The sequence below is a fragment of the Sphingomonas oleivorans genome (genome assembly GCF_003050615.1).
GTDB classification, from domain to species: Bacteria; Pseudomonadota; Alphaproteobacteria; order Sphingomonadales; family Sphingomonadaceae; genus Sphingomonas_H; species Sphingomonas_H oleivorans.
Genome location: NZ_NWBU01000015.1, coordinates 84,501 through 106,751, shown reverse-complemented (window position 1 = coordinate 106,751; position 22,251 = coordinate 84,501). Strand labels below are relative to the sequence as shown.

General features: G+C 65.8%; 25 protein-coding genes and 1 tRNA gene. 9 read left to right on the top strand and 17 right to left on the bottom strand.

The window, feature by feature from the left end:
• Positions 1 to 22: 22 nt before the first annotated feature.
• From yihA to CLG96_RS18835, 7 genes are all read right to left on the bottom strand, one after another.
• Positions 23 to 661 (bottom strand): ribosome biogenesis GTP-binding protein YihA/YsxC, encoded by a 639-nt coding sequence (gene yihA, locus CLG96_RS15515; RefSeq protein WP_107969207.1) that lies wholly within the window; start codon positions 659 to 661, stop codon positions 23 to 25.
• A complete protein-coding gene (gene yidC, locus CLG96_RS15510) occupies positions 658 to 2,364 on the bottom strand; it encodes a membrane protein insertase YidC (protein ID WP_107969205.1) in 1,707 nt (568 codons plus the stop codon). Before yidC ends, yihA begins: the two co-directional genes overlap by 4 nt.
• Before the next feature lie 18 nt (positions 2,365 to 2,382).
• Entirely contained in the window at positions 2,383 to 2,595 is a 213-nt protein-coding gene (gene yidD, locus CLG96_RS15505) for a membrane protein insertion efficiency factor YidD (protein WP_107969203.1), read from the bottom strand.
• On the bottom strand, positions 2,592 to 2,918 hold the full coding sequence (rnpA, locus tag CLG96_RS15500) for a ribonuclease P protein component (RefSeq protein WP_107969201.1): 327 nt from the start codon (positions 2,916 to 2,918) through the stop codon (positions 2,592 to 2,594). Before rnpA ends, yidD begins: the two co-directional genes overlap by 4 nt.
• Positions 2,919 to 2,956: 38 nt before the next feature.
• On the bottom strand, positions 2,957 to 3,091 hold the full coding sequence (gene rpmH, locus CLG96_RS15495) for a 50S ribosomal protein L34 (protein ID WP_107969199.1): 135 nt from the start codon (positions 3,089 to 3,091) through the stop codon (positions 2,957 to 2,959).
• Between the two features lie 90 nt (positions 3,092 to 3,181).
• On the bottom strand, positions 3,182 to 3,490 hold the full coding sequence (locus tag CLG96_RS15490) for a hypothetical protein (RefSeq protein WP_107969197.1): 309 nt from the start codon (positions 3,488 to 3,490) through the stop codon (positions 3,182 to 3,184).
• A 65-nt stretch (positions 3,491 to 3,555) separates the two neighbouring features.
• Complete coding sequence (locus CLG96_RS18835; protein WP_165799673.1) at positions 3,556 to 3,708, bottom strand: hypothetical protein; 153 nt, start codon at positions 3,706 to 3,708, stop codon at positions 3,556 to 3,558.
• Positions 3,709 to 3,870: 162 nt separating this feature from the next.
• Here CLG96_RS18835 and CLG96_RS15485 point away from each other — a divergent pair, with 162 nt between their 5' ends.
• The 3 genes from CLG96_RS15485 to folE all read left to right on the top strand — a co-directional run bounded on the left by CLG96_RS15485 (position 3,871) and on the right by folE (position 6,258).
• The gene (locus tag CLG96_RS15485; protein ID WP_107969278.1) at positions 3,871 to 5,379 is read left to right on the top strand and encodes a YifB family Mg chelatase-like AAA ATPase; all 1,509 of its coding nucleotides are present in this window, start codon (positions 3,871 to 3,873) and stop codon (positions 5,377 to 5,379) included.
• A gap of 47 nt (positions 5,380 to 5,426) precedes the next feature.
• Positions 5,427 to 5,511: transfer RNA gene (locus CLG96_RS15480), tRNA-Leu, on the top strand.
• A gap of 129 nt (positions 5,512 to 5,640) precedes the next feature.
• On the top strand, positions 5,641 to 6,258 hold the full coding sequence (folE, locus tag CLG96_RS15475; protein WP_107969195.1) for a GTP cyclohydrolase I FolE: 618 nt from the start codon (positions 5,641 to 5,643) through the stop codon (positions 6,256 to 6,258).
• Here the strand turns inward: folE and ligD are convergent, their stop codons facing one another.
• Positions 6,259 to 8,673: a DNA ligase D gene (gene ligD / locus CLG96_RS15470; RefSeq protein WP_107969193.1), complete on the bottom strand. Its 2,415-nt coding sequence runs from the start codon at positions 8,671 to 8,673 to the stop codon at positions 6,259 to 6,261. It lies immediately after the preceding gene.
• Between the two features lie 139 nt (positions 8,674 to 8,812).
• Positions 8,813 to 9,685, bottom strand: coding sequence for a non-homologous end joining protein Ku (gene ku, locus CLG96_RS15465; protein ID WP_107969191.1), 873 nt, complete (start codon positions 9,683 to 9,685; stop codon positions 8,813 to 8,815).
• A 316-nt stretch (positions 9,686 to 10,001) separates the two neighbouring features.
• On the opposite strand from ku, the gene CLG96_RS15460 reads away from it, so the two are divergent.
• Positions 10,002 to 10,700, top strand: coding sequence for a CHRD domain-containing protein (locus CLG96_RS15460; RefSeq protein ID WP_133175409.1), 699 nt, complete (start codon positions 10,002 to 10,004; stop codon positions 10,698 to 10,700).
• Between the two features lie 161 nt (positions 10,701 to 10,861).
• Here CLG96_RS15460 and rplI read toward each other — a convergent pair whose 3' ends face one another.
• Genes rplI through rpsF form a run of 3 tightly spaced genes read right to left on the bottom strand, consistent with a single transcriptional unit; the run spans position 10,862 to position 12,132 of the window.
• Positions 10,862 to 11,449, bottom strand: a complete 588-nt coding sequence (rplI, locus tag CLG96_RS15455) for a 50S ribosomal protein L9 (RefSeq protein WP_107969187.1) — start codon at positions 11,447 to 11,449, stop codon at positions 10,862 to 10,864.
• A gap of 12 nt (positions 11,450 to 11,461) precedes the next feature.
• Positions 11,462 to 11,686: a 30S ribosomal protein S18 gene (gene rpsR / locus CLG96_RS15450; protein ID WP_010125005.1), complete on the bottom strand. Its 225-nt coding sequence runs from the start codon at positions 11,684 to 11,686 to the stop codon at positions 11,462 to 11,464.
• A gap of 14 nt (positions 11,687 to 11,700) precedes the next feature.
• A complete protein-coding gene (rpsF, locus tag CLG96_RS15445) occupies positions 11,701 to 12,132 on the bottom strand; it encodes a 30S ribosomal protein S6 (RefSeq protein ID WP_107969186.1) in 432 nt (143 codons plus the stop codon).
• A gap of 233 nt (positions 12,133 to 12,365) precedes the next feature.
• Between rpsF and fabD the strand changes: the two genes are divergently transcribed.
• The 5 genes from fabD (at position 12,366) to mltG (ending at position 16,928) form a co-directional block, all read left to right on the top strand.
• Positions 12,366 to 13,301, top strand: coding sequence for an ACP S-malonyltransferase (fabD, locus tag CLG96_RS15440; RefSeq protein WP_107969184.1), 936 nt, complete (start codon positions 12,366 to 12,368; stop codon positions 13,299 to 13,301).
• Positions 13,302 to 13,326: 25 nt separating this feature from the next.
• Complete coding sequence (gene fabG, locus CLG96_RS15435; protein WP_107969182.1) at positions 13,327 to 14,064, top strand: 3-oxoacyl-[acyl-carrier-protein] reductase; 738 nt, start codon at positions 13,327 to 13,329, stop codon at positions 14,062 to 14,064.
• A gap of 143 nt (positions 14,065 to 14,207) precedes the next feature.
• Positions 14,208 to 14,444: an acyl carrier protein gene (locus CLG96_RS15430; RefSeq protein WP_107969180.1), complete on the top strand. Its 237-nt coding sequence runs from the start codon at positions 14,208 to 14,210 to the stop codon at positions 14,442 to 14,444.
• 147 nt (positions 14,445 to 14,591) lie between these two features.
• Positions 14,592 to 15,854: a beta-ketoacyl-ACP synthase II gene (fabF, locus tag CLG96_RS15425; protein ID WP_107969276.1), complete on the top strand. Its 1,263-nt coding sequence runs from the start codon at positions 14,592 to 14,594 to the stop codon at positions 15,852 to 15,854.
• Positions 15,855 to 15,923: 69 nt separating this feature from the next.
• Positions 15,924 to 16,928, top strand: a complete 1,005-nt coding sequence (gene mltG / locus CLG96_RS15420) for an endolytic transglycosylase MltG (protein WP_107969178.1) — start codon at positions 15,924 to 15,926, stop codon at positions 16,926 to 16,928.
• Between the two features lie 218 nt (positions 16,929 to 17,146).
• Here the strand turns inward: mltG and argC are convergent, their stop codons facing one another.
• The 5 genes from argC to rimO form a co-directional block, all read right to left on the bottom strand.
• Positions 17,147 to 18,088, bottom strand: a complete 942-nt coding sequence (argC, locus tag CLG96_RS15415; RefSeq protein WP_107969176.1) for an N-acetyl-gamma-glutamyl-phosphate reductase — start codon at positions 18,086 to 18,088, stop codon at positions 17,147 to 17,149.
• Positions 18,085 to 19,023: an NlpC/P60 family protein gene (locus tag CLG96_RS15410; RefSeq protein WP_423828207.1), complete on the bottom strand. Its 939-nt coding sequence runs from the start codon at positions 19,021 to 19,023 to the stop codon at positions 18,085 to 18,087. Before CLG96_RS15410 ends, argC begins: the two co-directional genes overlap by 4 nt.
• Complete coding sequence (locus CLG96_RS15405) at positions 18,947 to 19,279, bottom strand: MarR family transcriptional regulator (protein WP_107969174.1); 333 nt, start codon at positions 19,277 to 19,279, stop codon at positions 18,947 to 18,949. Before CLG96_RS15405 ends, CLG96_RS15410 begins: the two co-directional genes overlap by 77 nt.
• Positions 19,280 to 19,419: 140 nt before the next feature.
• Positions 19,420 to 20,808 (bottom strand): leucyl aminopeptidase family protein, encoded by a 1,389-nt coding sequence (locus CLG96_RS15400; RefSeq protein ID WP_107969172.1) that lies wholly within the window; start codon positions 20,806 to 20,808, stop codon positions 19,420 to 19,422.
• Between the two features lie 73 nt (positions 20,809 to 20,881).
• Positions 20,882 to 22,216, bottom strand: a complete 1,335-nt coding sequence (gene rimO / locus CLG96_RS15395) for a 30S ribosomal protein S12 methylthiotransferase RimO (protein WP_107969170.1) — start codon at positions 22,214 to 22,216, stop codon at positions 20,882 to 20,884.
• Between the last annotated feature and the right edge of the window lie 35 nt (positions 22,217 to 22,251).

Genomic DNA, 22,251 nt, shown 5'->3' with positions numbered 1-22,251 from the left:
TTAAAGGGGCAGGGCGCGAAGTCTAGCCGATCGCTTCGAGGACGGCCGCGCGCAGCTCGGCTATCCCCATGCCCTTCTCGCTCGAGGTGACGAGTATGTCGGGATGCGCCGCGACATGGGTGCGCGCCTCGGCGGCGACGCTGGCCTTGGTCGCGGCGAGATCGCTCGCCTTCACCTTGTCCGCCTTGGTGAGCACGAGGCGATAGGAGACGGCCGCCTCATCGAGCATCTTCATGATGTCGCGATCGACATCCTTGATGCCGTGGCGGCTGTCGATCAGCACCAGCGTGCGCTTGAGGACGGCACGGCCGCGCAAAAAGTCGTTCACGAGGAAACGCCATTTGCGGACCATGTCCTTGGGCGCCTTGGCAAAGCCATAGCCGGGCATGTCGACCAGCCGGAACACGGGCGGCTCGCCGATGTCGAAGAAGTTGAGTTCCTGCGTGCGCCCCGGCGTGTTGGAGGTGCGCGCAAGGCCGTTGCGGTTGGCGAGCGCGTTCAGGAGCGACGACTTGCCGACATTGGAGCGGCCGGCAAAGGCCACTTCCGGCACGTCCGGATCGGGCAGAAATTTGAGGTCGGGCGCGGATTTCAGGAAGCCGATCGGCCCGGCGAAGAGGCGCCGGGCGATCTCCAGCGCCTCTTCGTCATAGACGCTCATTTGGGTGCGGCCGGCGCGGCGGCCTTCAGCGCCGGATGGCGGCTGTAGAGCCATTTCTGCTGCGCGATCGTGAGGATGTTCGACGCGCACCAGTAGAGCACCAGGCCCGTCGCATAGCCCGCCATGATGAACATGAAGATCCACGGCATGATGCTGAACACCTGCTGCTGCACCGGATCCATCTGCTGCGGGTTGAGCTTGAACTGATAATACATGGTCACGCCCAGCAGGATCGGCAGCACGCCGATCGCGATGAATTGCGGCGGCGCCCAGTCGATCAGGCCGAACAGGTTGAGCGGCGTCAGCGGATCGGGCGCGGACAGATCCTTGATCCACAGCGCGAAGGGCTGGTGACGCATCTCGATCGTCAGCATCAGCACCTTGTAGAGCGCGTAGAAGATCGGGATCTGCAGCAGGATCGGCAGGCAGCCCGCGAGCGGATTGACCTTCTCTTCCTGATAGAGCTTCAGCATCTCCTGCTGGAGGCGCTGCTTGTCGTCCTTATATTTCTCCTGCAGCGCCTTCATCTTGGGCTGCACGACGCGCATCGCGGCCATGGAGGCGAACTGCTTCTGCGCGATCGGGAACATCAGGCCGCGCACGATGCAGGTGAGCAGGATGATCGCCACGCCAAAATTGCCGACCATGCGGAACAGCCAGTCGAGCAGGTAGAAGATCGGCTTTTCGAACCAGTAGAACCAGCCCCAGTCGATCGCCTTGTCGAGCTGCGAGATGCCGAGGCTCTTCTCATAGCCGTCGAGCAGCGCCACTTCCTTGGCGCCGGCGAAGAAACGCGTGGTGGTGGTGACGGCCTTGCCTGCGGGAATGATCGTGGCGGCGGAGGCGATATCGGCCTGATAGCGCTGGCTCTCGCCGCCACGGAAGCCGGCATCCACCGTGCTGCGCTGGTCCGGGATCAGCGCGGTCAGCCAATATTTGTCGCCGAAGCCCAGCCAGCCGCCGGTGGTCGAGAAACGCTCGCCCGCCGGATCCTCGTCGAGGTCCTTGAAATTGATGCCATAATTGGCGCTGCCGTTGAACGTGCCGATCGGGCCGGTGTGCATCGTCCAGCTATCGGGATCCTTGCTGTGGCCGACGCGGCTGACGAGCGCATAGGGCTTCACCGCGATCGCGCCGGTGCCGCCATTGCCGACCGTCTGGCGCACGGTGAACATATAGCTGGGATCGACTTCCAGCAGGATCTGGAAGCGCTGGCCCCGGCCATTGGCCCAGTTAAGCGTCACGGGCTTGCCCGGTGCCAGGACGTCGCCGCTCGCCTGCCAGACGGTGTCCGGCCCCGGCAGCGTCACGCCGTCGCCCGTCCAGCCGAAGCCGGTGAAATAGGCGTCGGGCGCGCCGCCCGGCGAGAGCAGGCGAACGGGCTTCGAATCCTTGGCGATCGTTTCCTTGTAGGTGCTGAGCACCAGATCGTCGATGCGCGCGCCCTTCAGGTTGATCGAGCCGGCGAGGCGCGGCGTTTCGATCCGCACGCGCGGCGTATCCGCGATCACCACCGCGCGATCACGGATGGTGGGGGCGGCAGGCAGCGCTTCCGGCTGGGGCAGCGGCACGACCTTGCCGTCCACCACCTTGGTGGACGGGGGATTGGCGGTCGGCAGGAAGCGATCGGACAAGAGGGTCCAGCCCAGCAGCACGAGCGCCGACAGCACGATCGCGAGGATCAGGTTGCGCTGGTTCTCCACGTCAGAAATTCCCCCGGATCAAGGTACAGGATCGATGCCATGCCCACCCCAGGGATGGCATCGCAGGATTCGTCTGGCGGCAAGCCAGCCGCCTTTCGCCGCCCCATAGCGCGAGAGCGCCTCGATCGCATAGGTCGAGCAGGAGGGCATGTAGCGGCAATTGGGCGGCAGGATCGCGGAAGGGCCGCGCTGCCATGCCTTGGCGAGCAGGATCAGCGCGCGGGCGATCATCGGCGCACCTTGCGGAGCGCCTTCGAAAGTTCGTGACGCAGCGAATCGAAATCGCGCTCGATGCCGCCCGGGCGGCCGATCAGCACATGATCGGCGCCGGCGACGCCTTCCTGCGGCAGGATTTCGCGCGCAAGCGCGCGCAGGCGACGCTTCATCCGATTGCGGACGACCGCCTTGCCGATCTTCTTGGTGACCGTATAGCCGACGCGCTTGGCGTCGTCGCCATCGCCCCGCTCGCGCACGAGCAGGACGAATCCCGGCATGGGCGCACGCTTGCCCGCGTTCGCCGCCAGAAAGTCGGCGCGTCGGTCGAGCGTCCGCACGTCAGCGCCTCGTCCGGCGCCTGTGGGAGTGGCGTGACTCAGGCCGAAAGCGTCTTGCGGCCACGCGCGCGGCGGGCGGCGAGGACCTTGCGGCCGCCGGGCGTCGCGCTGCGTGCACGGAAGCCGTGACGACGCTTGCGCACGAGGTTGCTCGGCTGGAAAGTGCGCTTCATTGCTAATTACCTCAAAACCGGAATAGAAAAGGGCCGCCGAATGCACGGCGGCCGCTGTGGGGGCGCGGATAGGCAAAGAGCCGCCGAAAGTCAATCCGACTTGCCCTTTGCTGTCCGGACGAGCTTGCCGCGCCGTTTGGCGCTGCGCCGCCTCAATCCCCAGTCGCACCAGGAGCCGATCTTCGGCCAGCGCCGCTTGATCTCCACATATCGCCGCTTCGCCCAGGCCGAATTGCGCAGCGCCAGCGCCAGACCGCCGGCGAATGTGAAGATGCCGCCGGGGCCCGGAAGGATCGCCACCGCCGGCGTCACGACGATTAGCAGGCAGCCGAGCAGGAACAGGCAGAGCCTGACCGTCTCGTTGCGTCCTGCGGCACGCCAGCTTGCTCGAAGATTCATCGCCGGGATGTGGCGTTCCGCCTCCGCCTCCGCAAGACGGCGCGGCCGGAGGATTTTCGCGCGGGTCAGACCTGGGCGGACGATCCGAACGCGGCCATCGCCAGCACGAATGCGACCAGGGCCGAGCCCCAATCGTCTTTCCTGACCGAGACGATGCCGAAGCCGATAAGCAGCAGGCCGAAAACAGCCATTGCGACCGGGCCCAGCAACGACGCCATTCTGACTGCTCCTCGTCCATCCGTCGAAATGATCGGCCGCTCGACCCTGGACTTAATAGGTTAATGCTTTCTTGCGGATTGCTTCCGTTGGTCCACGAAAATCCTGCTTTCGTCTCGACATCGCTCCGGCCGGGCGGCAAACATCGCCTCCAGGGAGCGTTCATGGTCGCGCATATATCCACAGTGGCGTTTCTGGGGTTGGAGGCACGCGCCGTCGAGGTGCAGGTCCAGGTCACGCCCGGCCTGCCCGCCTTCATCATCGTGGGGCTGCCGGACAAGGCGGTCGCCGAAAGCCGGGAACGGGTGCGCGGCGCGCTTGCCGCGATCGGACTCGCTCTGCCGCCGAAGCGGATCACGGTGAACCTGTCGCCCGCCGATCTGCCCAAGGAAGGATCGCATTATGATCTGCCGATCGCGCTCGGCCTGCTCGGCGCGATGGGCGTGATCGATGCGGAGACGCTGGCATCCTATGTCGCGGTGGGCGAACTCGGGCTCGACGGACGGCTGGCGCCGTCGCCGGGCGTGCTGCTCGCGGCGCTCAATGCGTCGGAGCGAGAGCTGGGCCTGCTCTGTCCTGCGGCACAGGGCCCCGAAGCCGCCTGGGCCGGCACGATCGAGGTGGTCGCAGCGCCGGACATAGTGTCGCTGCTCAATCATTTCCGTGGCGGAATGCAGTTGCCGCCACCCGCGATGGAGATGGCCGATCCGCCTGCCGCCGGACCCGATCTCCGGCAGGTGAAGGGGCAGGAAAGCGCCAAGCGCGCGCTCGAGATCGCGGCGGCCGGCGGACATAATCTGCTGATGGCCGGTCCCCCAGGCGCGGGCAAGTCGCTGATGGCCGCCTGCCTTCCCGGCATATTGCCGGAACTTACGCCCGCCGAGGCGCTCGAAGTGTCGATGGTGGCGTCGGTGGCGGGCACGTTGCAGGAAGGGCGGCTGGTCCGCACGCGTCCGTTCCGCAGCCCGCATCATTCGGCCTCGATGGCGGCACTGGTCGGGGGTGGGGCGAAGGCGCGGCCAGGCGAGGTGAGCCTTGCCCATCTCGGCGTGCTGTTCCTGGACGAGCTGCCCGAATTCCAGCGCGCCGTGCTTGATTCGCTGCGCCAGCCGCTCGAGACGGGGCGCGTCTCGGTCGCGCGCGCCAATGCCCATGTCACCTTTCCGGCGCGGGTCCAGCTTATCGCGGCGATGAACCCGTGCCGCTGCGGCCATCTCGGCGATCCCGCGCTTGCCTGTGCCCGCGCGCCACGCTGCGCCGCCGATTATCAGGCGAAGGTTTCCGGGCCGCTGCTCGATCGTATCGACCTTCATGTGGAGGTCGCCGCCGTCACCGCCGCCGATCTCGTCCTGCCCCCGCCCGCCGAGGGTTCCGCCGAAGTCGCGGCACGGGTGAAGGCGGCCCGCGACATCCAGACGGCGCGCTATGATGGCCATGGCATCCGCACCAATGCCGAGGCGGACGGCGCGCTGCTCGATGCGGTGGCGACTCTCGACGAGCCGGGCCGCAAGCTGCTCGCCCAGGCGGCGGAGGCGATGCGCCTGTCCGCGCGCGGCTATCATCGGGTGTTGAGGACGAGTCGCACGATCGCGGACCTTGCCGGATCGGACGAGGTCCGGCGCGTCCATGTGGCGGAGGCGCTGAGCTATAGGCGGCGCGCGCCGGTCAATTGATGCATGGTTGCTACGGCCGTTCGGCTGGGCTAGGCATGCCGCCGCGTGCCCCTGTGGTGAAATTGGTAGACGCGCCCGACTCAAAATCGGGTTCCGAAAGGAGTGCTGGTTCGAGCCCGGCCAGGGGCACCAAAAAGGCTGGAATGGTGCTGCGGGCCCGTCCGTGCGGTTCGCCATCCTATTCCGTCATGATCTTCCGAGGGTTCCGATACGCTCGATCGCCGTCTATGAGCCGGTCGACCGTAGAGCGATTGGAGTGCCATGAGCGGATGCCCCGAGCCGGAGGACGGCGATCTCGTCGCCCCCACCCCGAAGATTCCCGTGCCGGAATATGTGGAAGACGCGATCCGCACGCTGCTGCGCTGGTCGGGCGAGGATCCCGATCGCGAGGGGCTGCTCGACACGCCCAAGCGCGTGGCGCGGGCGTGGAAGGAATATTGCCAGGGCTATGAGAGCGATCCCGCGCTCCATCTCAGCCGCACCTTCGAGGAAGTGGGCGGCTATGACGAGATCGTGCTGCTGCGCGACATACCCTTCCAGTCGCATTGCGAGCATCATATGGCGCCGATCGTCGGCAAGGCGGCGATCGCCTATCTGCCGCGCGACCGGGTGGTCGGCATTTCGAAGCTCGCCCGCGTGCTGCATGGTTTCGCCCGGCGGCTGCAGGTGCAGGAGCGGCTGACGGCGCAGGTGGCGGACTGCATCTGGGATCATCTCAATCCGCTCGGCGTCGCCGTCGTGATCGAAGCGAGCCATGGTTGCATGACGGCGCGCGGCGTGCGCACGCCCGGCGTCGCCATGACGACGAGCCGCATGATGGGCGTGTTCCGCGACGATGAGCGTAGCCGGCGCGAGGTGCTCGCGTTGATGGGCTATTAATTAATAGTCGGGCAGCGGCTGGGCGGCGACGGCCCAGTCCTTCAGCGCATCCGATCCGGCACGGTCCAGCAATTCTTCCGCATCGGCGATGGTGAAGCGCGATGCCCGGTCCGTCTCGTGCAGCTCGTCCCAGCTGAGCGGGGCAGCGACGGGGGCATTGGCGCGGGCGCGCGCGGCATAGGGCAGGATTGCGCTCGCCCCGCGCTGGTTGCGCATCCAGTCGAGGAAGATGCGGCCGTGCCGTCTGGCCTTCTTCATATTCGCGGTGAAGCGTTCGGGATGCGCGGCTGCGATCGCCTTGGCGAAACGGCTGGCAAAATCCTTGACCGCCGGCCATTCCGCGCCGGCGTCGAGCGGGACCACGACATGGATGCCCTTGCCGCCCGTCAGCATCGGCCAGGAGAGCAGGCCCATTTCGGCCAATATGTCGCGCAGGTGAAAGGCGGCATCGCGCACGCGCCCGAAGCCGAGCCCTTCGTCGGGATCGAGATCGAGCACCATGCGATCCGGCCGCTCGATCGCATCGACCTTCGATCCCCAGCCATGAAATTCGATCGTGCCCATCTGCACGCAGGCGAGCATCCCTTCGGCGCTGTCGACATAGAGATAGGGTTCGCTCTTTCCGTCCTTCTCGCGGACCATGACCTGACGGACCCGATCGCCGAAGCTGCCGGCATCGTGCCGCTGGAAGAAACAATGTTTGGCGCGTCCCTGCGGGCAGCGGACGAGGCTTACCGGCCGATCGGCCAGCCATTTGAGCAGCGGATCGGCAAGCCGGGCATAGTAAGCAGCGAGCTCGCCCTTGGTGATGCTGGCTTCGGGGAAGATGATGCGATCGGGATTGCTGATCATGACCGGCAGGACCGGCTGGGGCTTTTCCGCCACCACCTCCCGCGCCGGCTTGTCCTCGCGCAGGCCGAGGAAGCTCGGATGGCGGAGCACGCCGTCCTGGGTGATTTCGGCATAAGCGATTTCGGCGACGAGGCCCGGCTTCACCCAATGCGCGTCGCGTGCGGCGGTGCGGGGCACTTCGGCCGGAGGGGTCTTGCGTTCCAGAGGGCGGAGCCGTTCCGTCAGCATCGCGATCGTAGCGGAATCGAAGCCGGTGCCGACCTTGCCGGCATAGCGCAGCTTATGATGCTCATTTATCCCGAGGAGGAGGGAGCGGAAGCCGGAGCGACGCTCGCTTTCCGTCCAGCCTATGATGATAAATTCTTGTCTTTGAAGACATTTTATCTTGAGCCAGGCCTGGCTGCGGCGGCTGCGATAGGGGGCGTCGGCGCGTTTCGAGATGATCCCCTCAAAGCCCTCGCGACAGAGTTCGCGGAACAGCTTTTCGCCGTTGCCGGCGACATGATCGGAATAGGCGATCGGCTCGGAGGCGTTGGAGAGAAGGACGGCAAGCCTTCGTTTTCGCTCGATATTGGGAAGCTCGGTAAGATCCTCTCCATCCTGTTCGAGCAGATCGAAGGCGAAGAAGCGGAGCGCGCCGCCCTGCTTCATCGCATTCTGCAATGTCTGGAAGCTCGGATGGCCTTTTTCGTCCATCGCGACCACTTCGCCGTCGATCAGCGCCGATCCGGGGATGGTCCGCGTCGCCGCATCGACGATGGCCGCGAAGCGATCCGACCAGTCGAGCCCGGTGCGGGTATAGGCCTTGGCCTTGCCCCCGGCGACGGCGAGAAGACAGCGATAGCCGTCATATTTCAGCTCATGGAGCCAGCCGGACCCGGTGGGCACGCTGTCGACGAGCGTGGCGAGCTGGGGCGGACGGAAGGCGGGGAAGGCGGTGCTATTCCCCTTCCGCCGCTGCCTGGCTTTCGCAGGTGTCTTTTTGCCTTCGGCAATTTCCGCCATCGTCCGGCCGGTGGCGATGCTGTTGATCGCCCGGTCGACGAGCGCGCCCGAGGCGCCGGCATGTTTGTCCGCCACCTTGCGCAGCAGCCAATTCTCATGCTTCTCGCCGGGCCGCGGCTTCATCCGGACGAGCAGCCATTCGCCCTTCATCCGCTCGCCATCGAGCATGAAGTGGAGATGCCCCTCCTCCAAAGTCTCATGCGGGTCCTTGCCGGCAACCGGGGCCCATGTGCCGCGATCCCACAGCATCACCGTGCCGCCGCCATATTCGCCCTTGGGAATGGTGCCTTCGAAATCGGCATAAGCGAGCGGATGGTCCTCGGTGCGCACCGCGAGCCGCTTGTCGGCGGGATCGGGGCTGGGGCCGCGCGTGATCGCCCAGCTTTTCAGCACCCCATCCAGTTCGAGCCGGAAATCATAATGAAGCCGGGTGGCGTCATGCTTCTGGACCAGGAAGATATTGCCGGCCTTGCCGCGTGCAGCCTTGCCGGCGGGCTCGGCGGTCTTCGCGAAGTCGCGCTTGGCATTATAGGCGGCGAGGGGATCGGAGCTGGCCATCAGCTCCCCCTCCCGTCGCAGGGGCCCGGATCTCCATCGGCTTGCCTGAAGAGAGATATAGGCCCCTGCCTGTAGGCCCCATCAAAATAGGAGTTGGATGGGAAGCCGAGCAGGGGCGACGGAAGGAGGAAGCGGGCGATCATGCGCGCTTCCGGGGCGCCGGTTTGCGGGGCGAGGCGGCCTTCTTCGTGGTCGATCTCCTCGCGGGCGTTCTCGTCTCGGCGGTACCCGGCCTTTCGAGCGATTTCTTGAGCGCGGCCATCAGATCGACGACATTCGATCCGCGCGAGGCGGGGGCGGGCTCCTCCTCCGCCTCGATTGTCCGGCCCTTTTTCTTGCGCTCGATCAGCGACTTCAGCGCATCGATATAGCGATCATGAAATTCGGAGGCATCGAAGCTGCCCGTCTTCTTCTCGATCAGCGTGGTGGCGAGATCGAGCAGATCCTCTTCCGGCTTCATATCGGGAATGTCGTGGAAATAGGCGGATGCCTTGCTGACCTCATCGGCATAGCGCAGCGTTTCGAGGACAAGCCCGCGTCCGCAGGGCTTCAGGCTCACCACATATTCCCGGCCCCGGAGCGCGAGCTGGCCGAGCCCCACCTTGCGCGCCCGGCGCAACGCTTCGCGCAGCACGACGAACGCCTCCTCGGCGAGATCGTCCGCCGGCACGACATAATAAGGCTTGTCGTAATAAATGGGGTCGATCGCATCATAATCGACGAATTGGGTGAGCTCGAGCGTCTTCTTGCTCTCCAGCTTCACGGCATCGATTTCGCCCTGATCGAGCAGGACATAATTGCCCTTCGCATATTCGAAGCCCTTGAGGATCTCCTCTGGATCGACCGGGCCGATGCCGGGCACGACCTTTTCATATTTGACTGGCTTGCCCGAAGGCTCGTGGATCTGGCGGAAGGAGATGGAAGCGCCGCTCTTCGTGGCGGAATAGATTTCGACCGGGATCGAAACCAGCGCCAGACGGATCTGCCCTTGCCAATAAGCACGCGCGGCCATGAGCTTAGGCCTCCTCGTTGCGAGATCGAGTCAATGAGCGAGGGATGGCGGTGGTTCCGGCGGATCGGCCGCGCGGATATGGCGGGCAGGTCGGTGGGAAAGCGCGATACTTACGTCATCCATATTATGGAATAGATGTAAGGTAATAAATCCTACAATTAACAAAGATCGGCGACTGCTGTGGTAAAAACAGAGTAGGGGAAATGTAGAAAAGCTGAGCAATCCTGGCGAAGCGGGTGGCCCTTGGTCAGTCCTCTCTTATGGGCCGTCTTGTCTGGCCTGACCGAGCGGATTGTTCTTCTGGAAGGAGGCTGACATGGTCCATGCACTCTTCAGAACGACGGCGCTGGTGATCCTGCTTGGTGCCAGCACCTTGGGGTCCAGCGCCCTGGCGCATGAGGAATCCTATGGGGGATCCTATGGCGGGTCGAACGGGGGATATTATGGAGGGCCGTACGGGAAATCGGCCTTCTCCACGACGCTCAGTGGCGCGAACGAGGTTCCGCCGGTCGCCAGCAACGGCAGCGGAACGGCGGTCGTGACGCTTTCCGACGCACTCGATAATATGGATATCAGGGTCAGTTTCGCCAATCTTTCGGGAAGCAGCACCGCCGCGCACATCCATTGCTGCGCGCCGTTGGGCACGAATGCGGACGTGGCGACGGCAGTGCCGACCTTTCCCGATTTTCCGCTCGGCGTGACGGAAGGCAGCTATGCCCGGACCTTCAACCTGCTCGATCCCTCGACCTATAATCCGGCCTTCGTCACCGCGAATGGCGGCACGGTGGAGGGCGCCCGCAACGCATTGGTCGGCGGGCTGCAGAATGGCACCAGCTATTTCAACCTGCACAGCACGCTCTATCCGGGCGGTGAAATTCGCGGGCAGCTCGTCGCCGTCGCTGCTCCCATTCCCGAGCCCGAGACATGGGCGATGATGATCGTCAGCCTTGCGCTGCTGGGAGGCATGCGATTCTGGCGCTCGATCGGCGGGGTGCGCCGTCTGGTTCCGGCCTGATCCGCGCTTCGCGGGGCTGGGAGGATTTCTGGCTGGGTTGAATCGCTGCGCTCAGGCTGGGCGCGGCATATTAGGTGGAACAAGAAAAGGGCCGCCCGGATCGCTCCGGACGGCCCTTTTTCATTTTCGCGAAGTGTTCATTTTCGCGAAGGGCGAGGGGATCAGCCCTGCGCTTCGGTCGGCTCCTCGACCGCGATCGTGCCGGGCTCGGCGTTCGCGTCATATTCCTCGGTGAAGCCGGCTTCGTCACGCTCGAACATCGAGGCCATGACGTCCACACCCTGCGCCTGCAACTCGGCCTCTTCGGGCGAGCGGGCGACGTTCACCTTGATGGTGACCGACACTTCGGCGTGGAGGACGATCTTCACCTCATGCACACCGATCGCCTTGATCGGGCGATCGAGCACGATCTGGCTCTTCGAGACCTTGTGGCCATCGGCTTCGAGCACTTCGACGAGGTCGCGGGCCGAAACCGATCCGTAGAGCTGGCCGGTGTTGGAAGCCTGGCGGATGAGCGTGACGGTGGTGCCGCCAATGCCCTTCGCATCTTCCTGCGCGGTCGTGCGGCGGGCGGCATTGTCCGCCTCGATCTGCGCGCGGTTCGCCTCGAAGACCTTCTTGTTGGTCTCGTTGGCGCGCAGCGCCTTCTTGCGCGGCAGGAGATAGTTGCGCGCGAAGCCGGCCTTGACGGAGACGACGTCCCCGATCTGGCCCAGCTTTTCGACGCGTTCGAGCAGGATCACGTCCATACCGTGGTCTCCTTACTTAACGATGTAGGGAAGCAGCCCGATATGACGGGCGCGCTTGATCGCCTTGGCGAGCTCGCGCTGCTTCTTGGCGGAGACCGCCGTGATGCGGGACGGGACGATCTTGCCACGCTCGGACACGAAGCCCTGGAGCAGACGGACGTCCTTATAATCGATCCGGGGAGCATCCTTCGCGGAGAAGGGGCAGCTCTTGCGGCGGCGGAAGAAGGGGCGTGCCATGTCTATCTGTCTCCTCAGGCCGCGTCACGATCGTCGCGGTCACGCCGCGGACGGTCCTCACGATCGCCGCGCGGGCCACGATCGCCACGATCGCCACGGCCGCCGCGATCACGCTCGCTGCGCTCATTGCGGCGCATTATCGCGGACGGGCCTTGCTCATGCGCGTCGACGCGGATCGTCATGTAACGGATCACGTCTTCGTTGATCGCGGTCTGGCGCTCCAGCTCGGCGACGACGCCGGCCGGCGCGTCGATCTCGAGCATCACATAATGCGCCTTGCGGTTCTTCGAGATGCGATAGGCGAGGCCGCGCAGGCCCCAGGTCTCGGTCTTCACAACCTTGCCATTGCCTTCCTCGACGATCTTGGCGGCGTTTTCCGCCAGCGCGTCGACCTGGGCCTGGGCCAGATCCTGACGCGCGAGAAACACGTGCTCGTACAGAGCCATGTGCCCACGTTCCTTCATGTTGGCCGATCGCTGACGCCGTGCCCATCACGGACGCCCCTCCGGCTGTCGTCTCAAATGCAGAACCGGGCGGAAAGCGCATGGCTTCCACCCGATCGGCGGCGCTCATGACGGAAATCGCGCGGGAAAGCAAGCGCGGGTTGCCTTTGCGGCTCTCTATATTCTAGGCGCGGGCCTTTCCGTCGCCCGGGGCGGCGACAGCAATAGAGGGCAGCATGCGCGCATTCATATTTCCGGGGCAGGGCAGCCAGTCGGTCGGCATGGGCAAGGCGCTGGCGGACGCGAGCCCGGCGGCGCGGGAAGTGTTCCAGGAGGTGGACGAGGCGCTCGGCCAGCATCTCTTCCGGCTGATGACCGAAGGGCCCGAGGGCGACCTGACGCTGACCGAAAATGCCCAGCCCGCGATCATGGCCAATGCGATCGCGACGCTGCGCGTGCTGGAGAAGGAAGGCGGCATCCGCCTTGCCGACAAGGCGGATTTCGTCGCGGGCCATTCGCTGGGCGAATATACGGCGCTGTGCGCGGGCGAAGCGCTCGATCTTGCGACGACGGCGAAGCTGTTGAAGCTGCGCGGCCAGGCGATGCAGGCGGCGGTGCCGGTGGGCGAGGGCGCGATGGCGGCGCTGCTCGGCCTCGATTTCGATGCAGCCAAGGCGGTGGTCGAGGAAGCCGCCGAGGGCGAGGTGGTCGAGGCCGCGAATGACAATGGCGGGGGGCAGGTGGTCGTTTCCGGCCACAAGGCGGCGGTCGAGCGGGCGATGGAGATCGCCAAGGCCAAGGGCGCCAAGCGTGCGCTGCTGCTGCCCGTTTCCGCGCCCTTTCATTGCTCGCTGATGCAGCCGGCGGCGGATGTGATGGCCGAGGCGCTGGCGGGTGCCGCGCTGCGGGCGCCGCTCGTTCCCGTTTATGCCAATGTGACGGCGGCGCCCGTGGCCGCCCCGGACAGGATCCGCGAGCTTCTGGTGCAGCAGGTGACGGGTACGGTGCGCTGGCGCGAGAGCGTCACTGCCATGCATGAGGCGGGCGTGGCGCAGTTCGTCGAGTTCGGCGGCAAGGTATTGGGATCGATGGTCAAGCGCATCGCGCCGGACGCGACTGCGACGAGCGTGGTGACGATGGCGGATATCGAGGCGCTGGTGGCCTCGCTCTGAAAAGACTTTGAAAGGACAGGAAAGAATGTTCGACCTTAGTGGCATGACGGCGCTGGTGACGGGCGCGTCGGGCGGGATCGGCTCGGCGATCGCCAGGGCGCTGAGCGCGCAGGGTGCGCGGGTGGCGCTGTCCGGCACGCGCGAGGAGGCGCTCCGGAAGGTTGCCGAGGAGATTGGCGGCGATGTCGTCATCCTGCCGTGCGACCTCTCTGATCCGGCGGCGGTCGACGGGCTGGTGCCGCGTGCGGTCGAGGCGCTGGGCAAGCTCGACATACTCGTCAACAATGCGGGCGTGACGCGCGACAATCTCGCCATGCGGATGAAGGACGAGGAATGGGATCAGGTGATCTCCGTCAATCTCGAAGCCGCCTTCCGCCTGGTCCGCGCGGCGGCCAAGCCGATGATGAAGGCGCGCTTCGGCCGGGTCGTCTCGATCACCTCGGTAGTCGGCACCACGGGTAATCCCGGACAGGCCAATTATGCGGCGTCCAAGGCGGGCCTTGTCGGCATGTCCAAGGCGCTGGCGCAGGAGTTGGCGAGCCGCAACATCACCGTCAATTGCGTGGCGCCGGGCTTCATCGCATCGGCCATGACCGATGTGCTGCCGGATGCGCAGAAGGAAGCGCTTACCGCGCGCATTCCGGCGGGCAAGCTGGGCGAGGGGGCTGACATCGCTGCCGCCGTCGTCTATCTGGCCAGCCGGGAAGCATCCTATGTCACGGGGCAGACGCTGCACGTGAACGGCGGCATGGCGATGATCTGAGGATATCGCCTATCACGCCTCCCCCCATGTTCGCGCAGAGCGATCCGGGGAGGCGATAGGCCGGATGCGGAACAACACATGCTTGCCAGTGCCACGGCGCTTGGCTAGGGCGGCCCCAAGAAATTGCAGGAAAGGTTGATTGTATGAGCGAGACTGCCGAGCGCGTTAAGAAGATCGTCGTCGAGCATCTCGGCGTCGAGGCCGAGAAGGTGACCGAGGAAGCCAGCTTCATCGACGATCTGGGCGCCGACAGCCTCGACATCGTCGAGCTGGTGATGGCTTTCGAGGAAGAGTTCGGCGTGGAAATCCCCGATGACGCGGCCGAGAAGATCGCGACCGTCAAGGATGCCATCACCTACATCGAGACCAACAAGGGCTGATCGGCCGGCCGCCCCGCAGGGCGGCCCGGCTTATCCAGCCGATTGGCAGATGACGGCTTCCCGGCCCCGGCTTGACTTGGGTTCGGGGGGCCGTTTTGCCGTTCCGGGCCGTTCGCGGCCGAGATTGACTAGTTGCAGGAGAATGCCATGCGCCGCGTGGTCGTAACCGGATTGGGGCTCGTGACGCCGCTCGGCGCGGACGTCGAGACCGCTTGGGCCAATATCCTCGCCTCCAAATCGGGCGCAGGCCCGATCACCCGCTTCGACGCGTCCGACCAGGCGTGCCGCATCGCCTGCGAGGTGAAGCCGGCCGACCATGAATATGGCTTCGATCCGAACAAGCGCGTCGATCACAAGGTCCAGCGCCAGGTCGATCCCTTCATCGTCTATGGCATCGATGCCGCCGGCCAGGCGATCGAGGATGCCGGCCTGACCGAGATGACCGAGGCCGAACGGTTGCGCGCGGGCATCTCGATCGGATCGGGCATTGGCGGCCTGCCGGGCATCGAGAGCGAATCGCTGGTGCTGGCCGCGAAGGGCCCACGCCGCGTCTCGCCGCACTTCGTCCATGGCCGGCTGATCAACCTCGTCTCGGGCCAGGTCTCGATCAAATATGGGCTGATGGGGCCGAACCATGCGGTCGTCACCGCCTGCTCGACGGGCGCCCATTCGATCGGCGACGCCGCGCGGATGATCGCGCTCGACGATGCGGACGTGATGCTGGCGGGCGGCGCCGAGGGCGCGATCTGCCCGCTCGGCATTGCCGGCTTCGCCCAGGCGCGCGCACTTTCGACCGCGTTCAACGACCAGCCCGAAAAGGCCTCGCGCCCCTATGACAAGGATCGCGACGGCTTCGTGATGGGCGAGGGCGCGGGCGTGGTCGTGCTCGAGGAATATGAGCGGGCCAAGGCGCGTGGTGCCAAAATCTATGCCGAGGTGGTGGGCTATGGCCTGTCGGGCGACGCCTATCATGTGACGGCGCCGCATCCGGAAGGCTCGGGCGCCTATCGCTCGATGGAGATGGCGCTCAAGAAGGCGGGCATGTCGCCGGCCGACATCGACTATATCAATGCGCATGGCACCTCGACCCCGCTCGGCGACGAGCTGGAGCTGGGCGCGGTCCGCCGCCTGTTCGGCGATGCGATGGCGGATGTGTCGATGAGCTCGACCAAGTCCGCTATCGGCCATCTTCTGGGCGGTGCGGGCGCGGTGGAATCGATCTTCTGCATCCTCGCGCTGCGCGACCAGATCGTGCCGCCGACGCTCAACCTCGACAATCCGAGCGAGGGCGTGGCGGGCGTCGACCTGGTGCCGCATGTCGCGAAGAAGCGGCGGGTACGCGCGGTGCTCAACAACAGCTTCGGCTTTGGTGGGACCAATGCCAGCCTGGTGATGAAGGCGGTCGATTGATCGCCTTTGCAGCAGGGGCGACGGTTGAAGGTTTCGGGAACCGCCGAACCTCTCACGGAGAGAAATAGCATGGCCCGCAAGCGTCGCCGCCGTTCCTCGTCCCGCCTGGGGCGGCTGTTCATCGTCCTCGGAATAGCGATCGCGCTGGTGGGCGGTGCGATCGTCTATATGACGCGCGGCTGGACCGGGCCGGGGCCGAACGAGGCGCCGGTGACGGTGGTGGTGCAGAAGGGATCGAGCCTCGCCGCCGCCGCGCGTTCGCTGGAAAAGGCGGGCGCGATCCGATCCACCACCAACTTCCTGAAATTCGCGCGCTGGTTCGGTTCGGACGATCCGATCCGCGCGGGCGAATATGAGGTACCGGCGCGCGCGAGTGGCGCCGATATCCTGAAGCTGCTGCAATCGGGCAAGACGGTGCAGCGGCTCGTCACCATCCCCGAGGGCATGCCCGCCATATTGGTGCATGAGAAGCTGATGGCCGAGCCGTTGCTGACCGGTCCGGTCGCAGTGCCGGCCGAAGGATCGGTGCTGCCCGACAGTTACAGCTTCGAGCGCGGCGAACCGCGCGCCGCGGTGCTGAAGCGCATGCAGGCGGCGATGAGCGAGACGGTCGACACGCTGTGGAAGGCACGCAAGCCGGCCACCATCGTCAAATCGAAGAAGGATGCCGTGATCCTCGCCTCCATCGTCGAGAAGGAAACGGGCGTGCCTTCCGAACGGCGGATGGTGGCGGCGGTCTATTCCAACCGTATCCGTACGGGCATGCGGCTGCAGGCGGATCCCACGACCATCTATCCGATCACCAAGGGCAAGCCGCTCGGCCGCCGCATCCGCCGTTCCGAGCTCGATGCGATCAACGGATATAATACCTATGCGATCGCCGGGCTGCCCGAGGGGCCGATCGCCAATCCGGGGCGGGAATCGATCGCGGCGGTGCTCGATCCGGCGCCATCCAACGCGCTCTATTTCGTGGCGGACGGCAAGGGCGGTCATGTCTTCGCCGAGACGCTGGGGCAGCATCAGGCGAATGTGCAGCGTTATTATGCGATCCGCCGCGCGCGCGGAGAGATGTAACGTCCCGTCAAGCCGTGGAGGCGGGACCTTTGCGCAAGAGCATCGTCACGCCGGACTTGTTTCAGGGTCCACCTCGAAACCTGTGCAACGGTGCGGATGAAGGGTGGATGCCGAAACAAGTTCGGCATGACGGGTTCCAAATGTCCAACCGCGCTCACCCTTCGACAAGCTTGGGGTGAGCGCGGCGATATAAGGCGATATAAGGCGATATAAGTCGCTTAAAGCCTCAGGCCCTCGGTTTCGCCGACGCCGGCCATCAGGTTGAGATTCTGGACGGCGGCGCCAGCCGCGCCCTTGCCGAGATTGTCGAGCGCGGCCACCAGGCGCGCCTGCCCGGCCTTCTCGTCAGTGAAGACGAACAGTTCGAGCCGGTCGCTGTCGGCCGCATGCTCGAGCGTCAGGAAGCCGGGCTGCGTATCATGCACGCGCACCAGCGGGCGCCCGCGATAGGCCTCGTGCAGCGCCTCGCGCAGATCGGCGGCCTTCACCGTACCGGGCAGGAGATGGAGGTGCAGCGGCACTTCCACCAGCATGCCGCGATAGGTGCGCGCGACGGCGGGGAAGAAGATCGGGCCATGATCGAGCCCGGCATGCACCGTCATTTCCGGCACATGCTTGTGACCTAGGCCCAGAGCATAGAGGCGGAAGGCGGTGTCCGTCGCATTGGGATCCGCGGGATCTTCGAAGGCCGCGATCATCGATTTGCCGCCGCCCGAATAGCCCGACGTGGCGTTCACGCTGAACGGATGGGAGGCGGGCACCAGCCCGGCGCGGACCAGCGGGCGGACGAGCGCCAGGAAGCCCGTGGGATAGCAGCCGGGATTGGAGACGCGCTTGGCACTGCCTAGCGCGGCCGTGCGGCCGGGCTCGAGTTCCGGGAAGCCATAGATCCAGGCGGGATCGGTTCGGTGCGCGGTCGACGCGTCGATGATCCGCGTGTCGGGATTCTCGACCAGCGAGACGGCCTCGCGCGCGGCATCGTCGGGCAGGCAGAGAATGACGATATCCGCTTCGTTCAGCGCATGGGCGCGCGCGGCGGCATCCTTGCGCTGTACTTCGGGGAGGGTGATGAGCGTGAGGTCGGCGCGGCCGGAAAGCCGGTCCCGAATTTCGAGGCCGGTGGTGCCTACGGCGCCGTCGATGAAGATCTTCGTGGTCATGATGTTATCCGGCGACGGGCCAATATCGGCCGGTCGTGATTGGGGAGGAGGCGGGTGACGACATCGGCGAGCGGCTCGACGGTGACGGCCATCCAATGCGCATTGGCATGGATCAGCCGCGTCCCATCGACCATCAGGCCGACATGGCCGGGAAAGAAGATCAGGTCTCCTCGTCGGAGGGGGGCATCCTCGGCGATCTCCTCGCCGATGGCGGAGCGCTGCTGATCCGTGTCGCGGGGGGCGGCATGGCCCGTGCGGGCGAGCGCCTGCTGGACGAGGCCCGAACAGTCGATCCCGTCGCCGCCGCGTCCGCCCCACAAATAGGGCAGGCCGAGGAGCGATTCCGCGACCGTGACGGGATCGGCGGCGATGGTAGTGAGCGGGGCAGCATGGCGCTGGTGGATGAAGCCCTGCTCCGTCTCGACAAAGGCATCGCTGGCGATGCCCGCGAAGCGCGCGCCGACCGGCCAGACGGCGCGGACGGGGGACTTTATGTCGGGCCGGGAGAAGAGGAGGGCGGAGGGCGCCGTGACGATATGGTCGGCGGGCGCGGGCTCGCTCAGGCTGTCCGTCGGGACATAGCCGACATAATCGTCATGCACGCAATAGCCCCAGGCCCAGCCGCCTGCGATGTCGAGCACATCGAAGCGCTCGCCCCGTAGCAGTTGCGATACGGCCTCGGCATCCTCGGCGGGTGCTGTGCGCAGCATCGCCGAGGCGGCGGCGCAGGCGCGCGGCAGCGGCTGGGCATAATGGGGCGCGAAGAGCAGGCCGGCGAGCGCGATATCGGCAATGTCGCGGCGGACGGCATGGACGCGCGGATCGAGGGCACGCGTCGGCCCGTCGAGTCGAAACCGCTCAGTGGGCGGTTGCAGGCGCCTTGTCGAGCGCGTGTTCCGGCATGCTGCCGTCGATAAGGCCTCCGAACCCTTCAAGAAAATGCGCTCCCATTTCGGTATGCGCGACGAAGATGTTGCGGCGGTCGGCCTCGTCGCGCTCACGGCGGAGATAGCCGAGCGCGCCCAGCGTATTCAAGGCGCGTGTGACGACCGGTTTCGACACGCCCAGGCTTTGTGCCAGCCCGCGCACCGTATGCGGGCCGGGAGTCATATAAACGAGCAGCAGCAGCGCCATCTGCCGGTTGGTGAGGTCGGGCTGCCCGGAGCGTACATAGCCTACCAGCGTCTGCATCCATCCCGACAATGAACCATCGTGGATCATAAATCCTGCCGCCTCTTTTCCCGGAGAGAGGAAAAACCCATCTCCGTCGGCGGAAAAACACGCGGGACGCACTATCGTTTCATGGGTGATGCGATTCATGTGCGGCAGGGTCAGCCGAAGCGACGGCGCAGCATTTCCCAGGCCGCGCTGAGGCCGAGCGCCTCGCCGCCCTTGGGCCGTCCGGGCTTGGCGGCGGGGCGCCAGGCGAAGGTATCGAGATGCGCCCAAGGGATGTCGTCGGCCACGAATTCCGCCAGGAACAGCGCGGCGGTAACGGCGCCGGCGAAACCGCCGCTGCCGGCATTGTTGATGTCCGCCACCTCGCTTTTCAGCATTTCCACATAGGGTTTCCACAGCGGCATGCGCCACAGCGGATCGGATATGGCCTCGGCAGCGGAGAGCAGATCGGCGGCGAGCGCATCGTCATTGGCGAAGAGCGCGGGCAGCTCCGGCCCCAGCGCGACGCGGGCGGCGCCGGTGAGCGTCGCGAAATCGAGGATCAGCGCGGGCTTTTCCTCCACGGCGCGGGCCAGCGCATCGGCCAGGATCAGCCGGCCCTCGGCATCGGTATTGCCGATCTCCACCGTCTTGCCGGTGCGTGCGCGCAAAATGTCGCCGGGGCGGAAGGCGTCGGCGGAGACGGCATTTTCGACCGCGGGGATGAGGAGGTGGAGCGTGACCGGCAGCTTCGCCTGCATCACCAGCCGGGCGAGCGCCAGCGCATGGGCGGCGCCCCCCATATCCTTCTTCATCAGGAGCATGCCGGCCGAAGGCTTGATATCCAGACCGCCCGAATCGAAGCAGACGCCCTTGCCGATGATGGCGATGCGGGGATGATCGGCGCCCCCCTTGCCCCATATCAGCTCGATCAGGCGCGGCGCGCGTTCGCGCGTGGCGGCGCGGCCGACGGCGGCGACCATCGGATAGCCCTGCGCCAATGCATCGCCCTGCGTGACGGAGAAGGCGGCGCCATGTTCGGCGGCGATCTTCTCCGCCAGGGCGGCGAGATCGGCAGGCCCCATATCGGCGGCGGGCGTATCGACCATGTCGCGGACGAGCGCCACCGCCTGGGCGAGGCGGACCGTCTCGTCGATCCGCGCGGGTTCGGGAGTGACGAGCGTGCGCTGGGGGATCGGATCGGGATCGCGGCGGTAGCGATCGAAACGGTGATGGACGAGCAGCCAGCCGAGCGCGGCGATGCCGGGCACGCCATCGGCCAACCTGTAGCTGCCCTCCGGCAGCTTCGCGGCGGCGGGGGCGAGATCCCAGGGGCCCAGCGTTTCGGAGACGCCGACGGCGGCATTCCATTCGTCGGGCTTGTTGCCGGGGATGATGAGGAATTCGCCCGGCTTGCCCTTGAAGCGGCTGGCGGCAACGATCGCGCGGCTGCGCTCGGGCTGCCCGGCCAACCACTCCTCGAAACCGGCGGCGCGCACGGGATAGAGGATATGGGCGTGCTGGCCCTTGTCGGGCACGAGAAGGGGAGCGAAATCGGTCATCGCCACGGTTTAGCCGATCGATGTCCGCTTCGTCACCCCGGCCGGGCGCGGCATATCCCGAGATAAGGGCCGATCAGGCGTTCAGCGGCACGCCGAACAGGTCATGCTCGTCGGCATCCTCGATTTCGACCCGCACGATATCGCCCTGCGCCAGGCCCTGCGCGTCGCGCAGATGGACCTCGCCATCGATTTCGGGCGCGTCGGCCTTGGAGCGGCCGGTGGCGCCGCCTTCATCGTCGACCACGTCGATGATCACGTCGAGCGTGCGGCCGATCTTGGCCTGCTGCTTGGCGGCGGAGATGGCGGCGGTCTTCTCCATCAGGCGCGCATAGCGCTCTTCCTTCACCTCTTCCGGCACCGCGCCGGGGAGCGCGTTTGCGGCCGCACCCTCGACGGGCTCGAAGCGGAAGGCGCCGACCCGGTCGAGCTGCGCCTCGTCCAGCCAGTCGAGCAGATATTGGAAATCCGCCTCCGTCTCGCCGGGGAAGCCGACGACGAAACTGGAGCGGACCGCGATGTCGGGCGCGATCGCGCGCCAGGCGCGGAGGCGTTCGAGCACCTTGGCGTCATTGGCGGGGCGCTTCATCGCCTTCAGCACGCTTGGCGCGGCATGCTGGAAGGGAATGTCGAGATAGGGGAGGATCAGCCCTTCCGCCATCAGCGGGATCACCTGATCCACATGCGGATAGGGATAGACATAATGGAGCCGCACCCAGGCGCCGAGCTTGCCCAGCTCGCGCGCCAGATCGGTCATGTGCGCGCGGACGGGTTCGCCCTTCCACGGCCAGCTCTGATGCTTGAGGTCGAGGCCATAGGCGGAGGTATCCTGGCTGATGACCAGAAGCTCCCTGGTGCCGGCGGCGACGAGCTTCTCCGCCTCGCGCAGGATCGCGTCCGGCCGGCGGCTGACGAGATCGCCCCGGATGGACGGGATGATGCAGAAGCTGCAGCGATGATTGCAGCCTTCGGAAATCTTCAAATAGCTGTAATGGCGGGGCGTGAGCTTCAAGTCGCGCTCGGGCACGAGATTGAGGAAGGCGGAAGGCGGCATCGGCGCCGCATCATGCACCGCGCCCACCACCGCCTCATATTGATGCGGGCCGGTGACGGCGAGCACGTCGGGGAAACGCGCGCGGATCACCTCCGCCTCATTGCCCATGCAGCCTGTGACGATGACGCGGCCATTTTCGGCGATCGCTTCGCCTATGGCCTCCAGCGATTCCTCCTTGGCGGAATCGAGGAAGCCGCAGGTGTTGACCAGCACGACATCGGCATTCTCATAGTCCGGCGACATGGCATAGCCGTCCGCGCGGAGCTTGGTGAGGATGCGTTCGCTATCGACCAGCGCCTTGGGACAGCCGAGCGAGACCATGCCGACCTTCGGCGGAGTGGGGAGTTTCGTTGCCATGGGAGCGCGCCACATAGTGGATCGCGCCGGATTTT

What these genes read in the sequence shown, in the direction of transcription:
- yihA (WP_107969207.1), bottom strand. Translation starts at nt 661, where the DNA reads ATGAGCGTCTATGACGAAGAGGCGCTGGAGATCGCCCGGCGCCTCTTC.
- yidD (WP_107969203.1), bottom strand. Translation starts at nt 2,595, where the DNA reads ATGATCGCCCGCGCGCTGATCCTGCTCGCCAAGGCATGGCAGCGCGGC.
- rpmH (WP_107969199.1), bottom strand. Translation starts at nt 3,091, where the DNA reads ATGAAGCGCACTTTCCAGCCGAGCAACCTCGTGCGCAAGCGTCGTCAC.
- CLG96_RS15490 (WP_107969197.1), bottom strand. Translation starts at nt 3,490, where the DNA reads ATGAATCTTCGAGCAAGCTGGCGTGCCGCAGGACGCAACGAGACGGTC.
- CLG96_RS18835 (WP_165799673.1), bottom strand. Translation starts at nt 3,708, where the DNA reads ATGGCGTCGTTGCTGGGCCCGGTCGCAATGGCTGTTTTCGGCCTGCTG.
- CLG96_RS15485 (WP_107969278.1), top strand. Translation starts at nt 3,871, where the DNA reads ATGGTCGCGCATATATCCACAGTGGCGTTTCTGGGGTTGGAGGCACGC.
- folE (WP_107969195.1), top strand. Translation starts at nt 5,641, where the DNA reads ATGAGCGGATGCCCCGAGCCGGAGGACGGCGATCTCGTCGCCCCCACC.
- ligD (WP_107969193.1), bottom strand. Translation starts at nt 8,673, where the DNA reads ATGGCCAGCTCCGATCCCCTCGCCGCCTATAATGCCAAGCGCGACTTC.
- ku (WP_107969191.1), bottom strand. Translation starts at nt 9,685, where the DNA reads ATGGCCGCGCGTGCTTATTGGCAAGGGCAGATCCGTCTGGCGCTGGTT.
- CLG96_RS15460 (WP_133175409.1), top strand. Translation starts at nt 10,002, where the DNA reads ATGGTCCATGCACTCTTCAGAACGACGGCGCTGGTGATCCTGCTTGGT.
- rplI (WP_107969187.1), bottom strand. Translation starts at nt 11,449, where the DNA reads ATGGACGTGATCCTGCTCGAACGCGTCGAAAAGCTGGGCCAGATCGGG.
- rpsR (WP_010125005.1), bottom strand. Translation starts at nt 11,686, where the DNA reads ATGGCACGCCCCTTCTTCCGCCGCCGCAAGAGCTGCCCCTTCTCCGCG.
- rpsF (WP_107969186.1), bottom strand. Translation starts at nt 12,132, where the DNA reads ATGGCTCTGTACGAGCACGTGTTTCTCGCGCGTCAGGATCTGGCCCAG.
- fabD (WP_107969184.1), top strand. Translation starts at nt 12,366, where the DNA reads ATGCGCGCATTCATATTTCCGGGGCAGGGCAGCCAGTCGGTCGGCATG.
- fabG (WP_107969182.1), top strand. Translation starts at nt 13,327, where the DNA reads ATGTTCGACCTTAGTGGCATGACGGCGCTGGTGACGGGCGCGTCGGGC.
- CLG96_RS15430 (WP_107969180.1), top strand. Translation starts at nt 14,208, where the DNA reads ATGAGCGAGACTGCCGAGCGCGTTAAGAAGATCGTCGTCGAGCATCTC.
- fabF (WP_107969276.1), top strand. Translation starts at nt 14,592, where the DNA reads ATGCGCCGCGTGGTCGTAACCGGATTGGGGCTCGTGACGCCGCTCGGC.
- mltG (WP_107969178.1), top strand. Translation starts at nt 15,924, where the DNA reads ATGGCCCGCAAGCGTCGCCGCCGTTCCTCGTCCCGCCTGGGGCGGCTG.
- argC (WP_107969176.1), bottom strand. Translation starts at nt 18,088, where the DNA reads ATGACCACGAAGATCTTCATCGACGGCGCCGTAGGCACCACCGGCCTC.
- CLG96_RS15405 (WP_107969174.1), bottom strand. Translation starts at nt 19,279, where the DNA reads ATGCAGACGCTGGTAGGCTATGTACGCTCCGGGCAGCCCGACCTCACC.
- CLG96_RS15400 (WP_107969172.1), bottom strand. Translation starts at nt 20,808, where the DNA reads ATGACCGATTTCGCTCCCCTTCTCGTGCCCGACAAGGGCCAGCACGCC.
- rimO (WP_107969170.1), bottom strand. Translation starts at nt 22,216, where the DNA reads ATGGCAACGAAACTCCCCACTCCGCCGAAGGTCGGCATGGTCTCGCTC.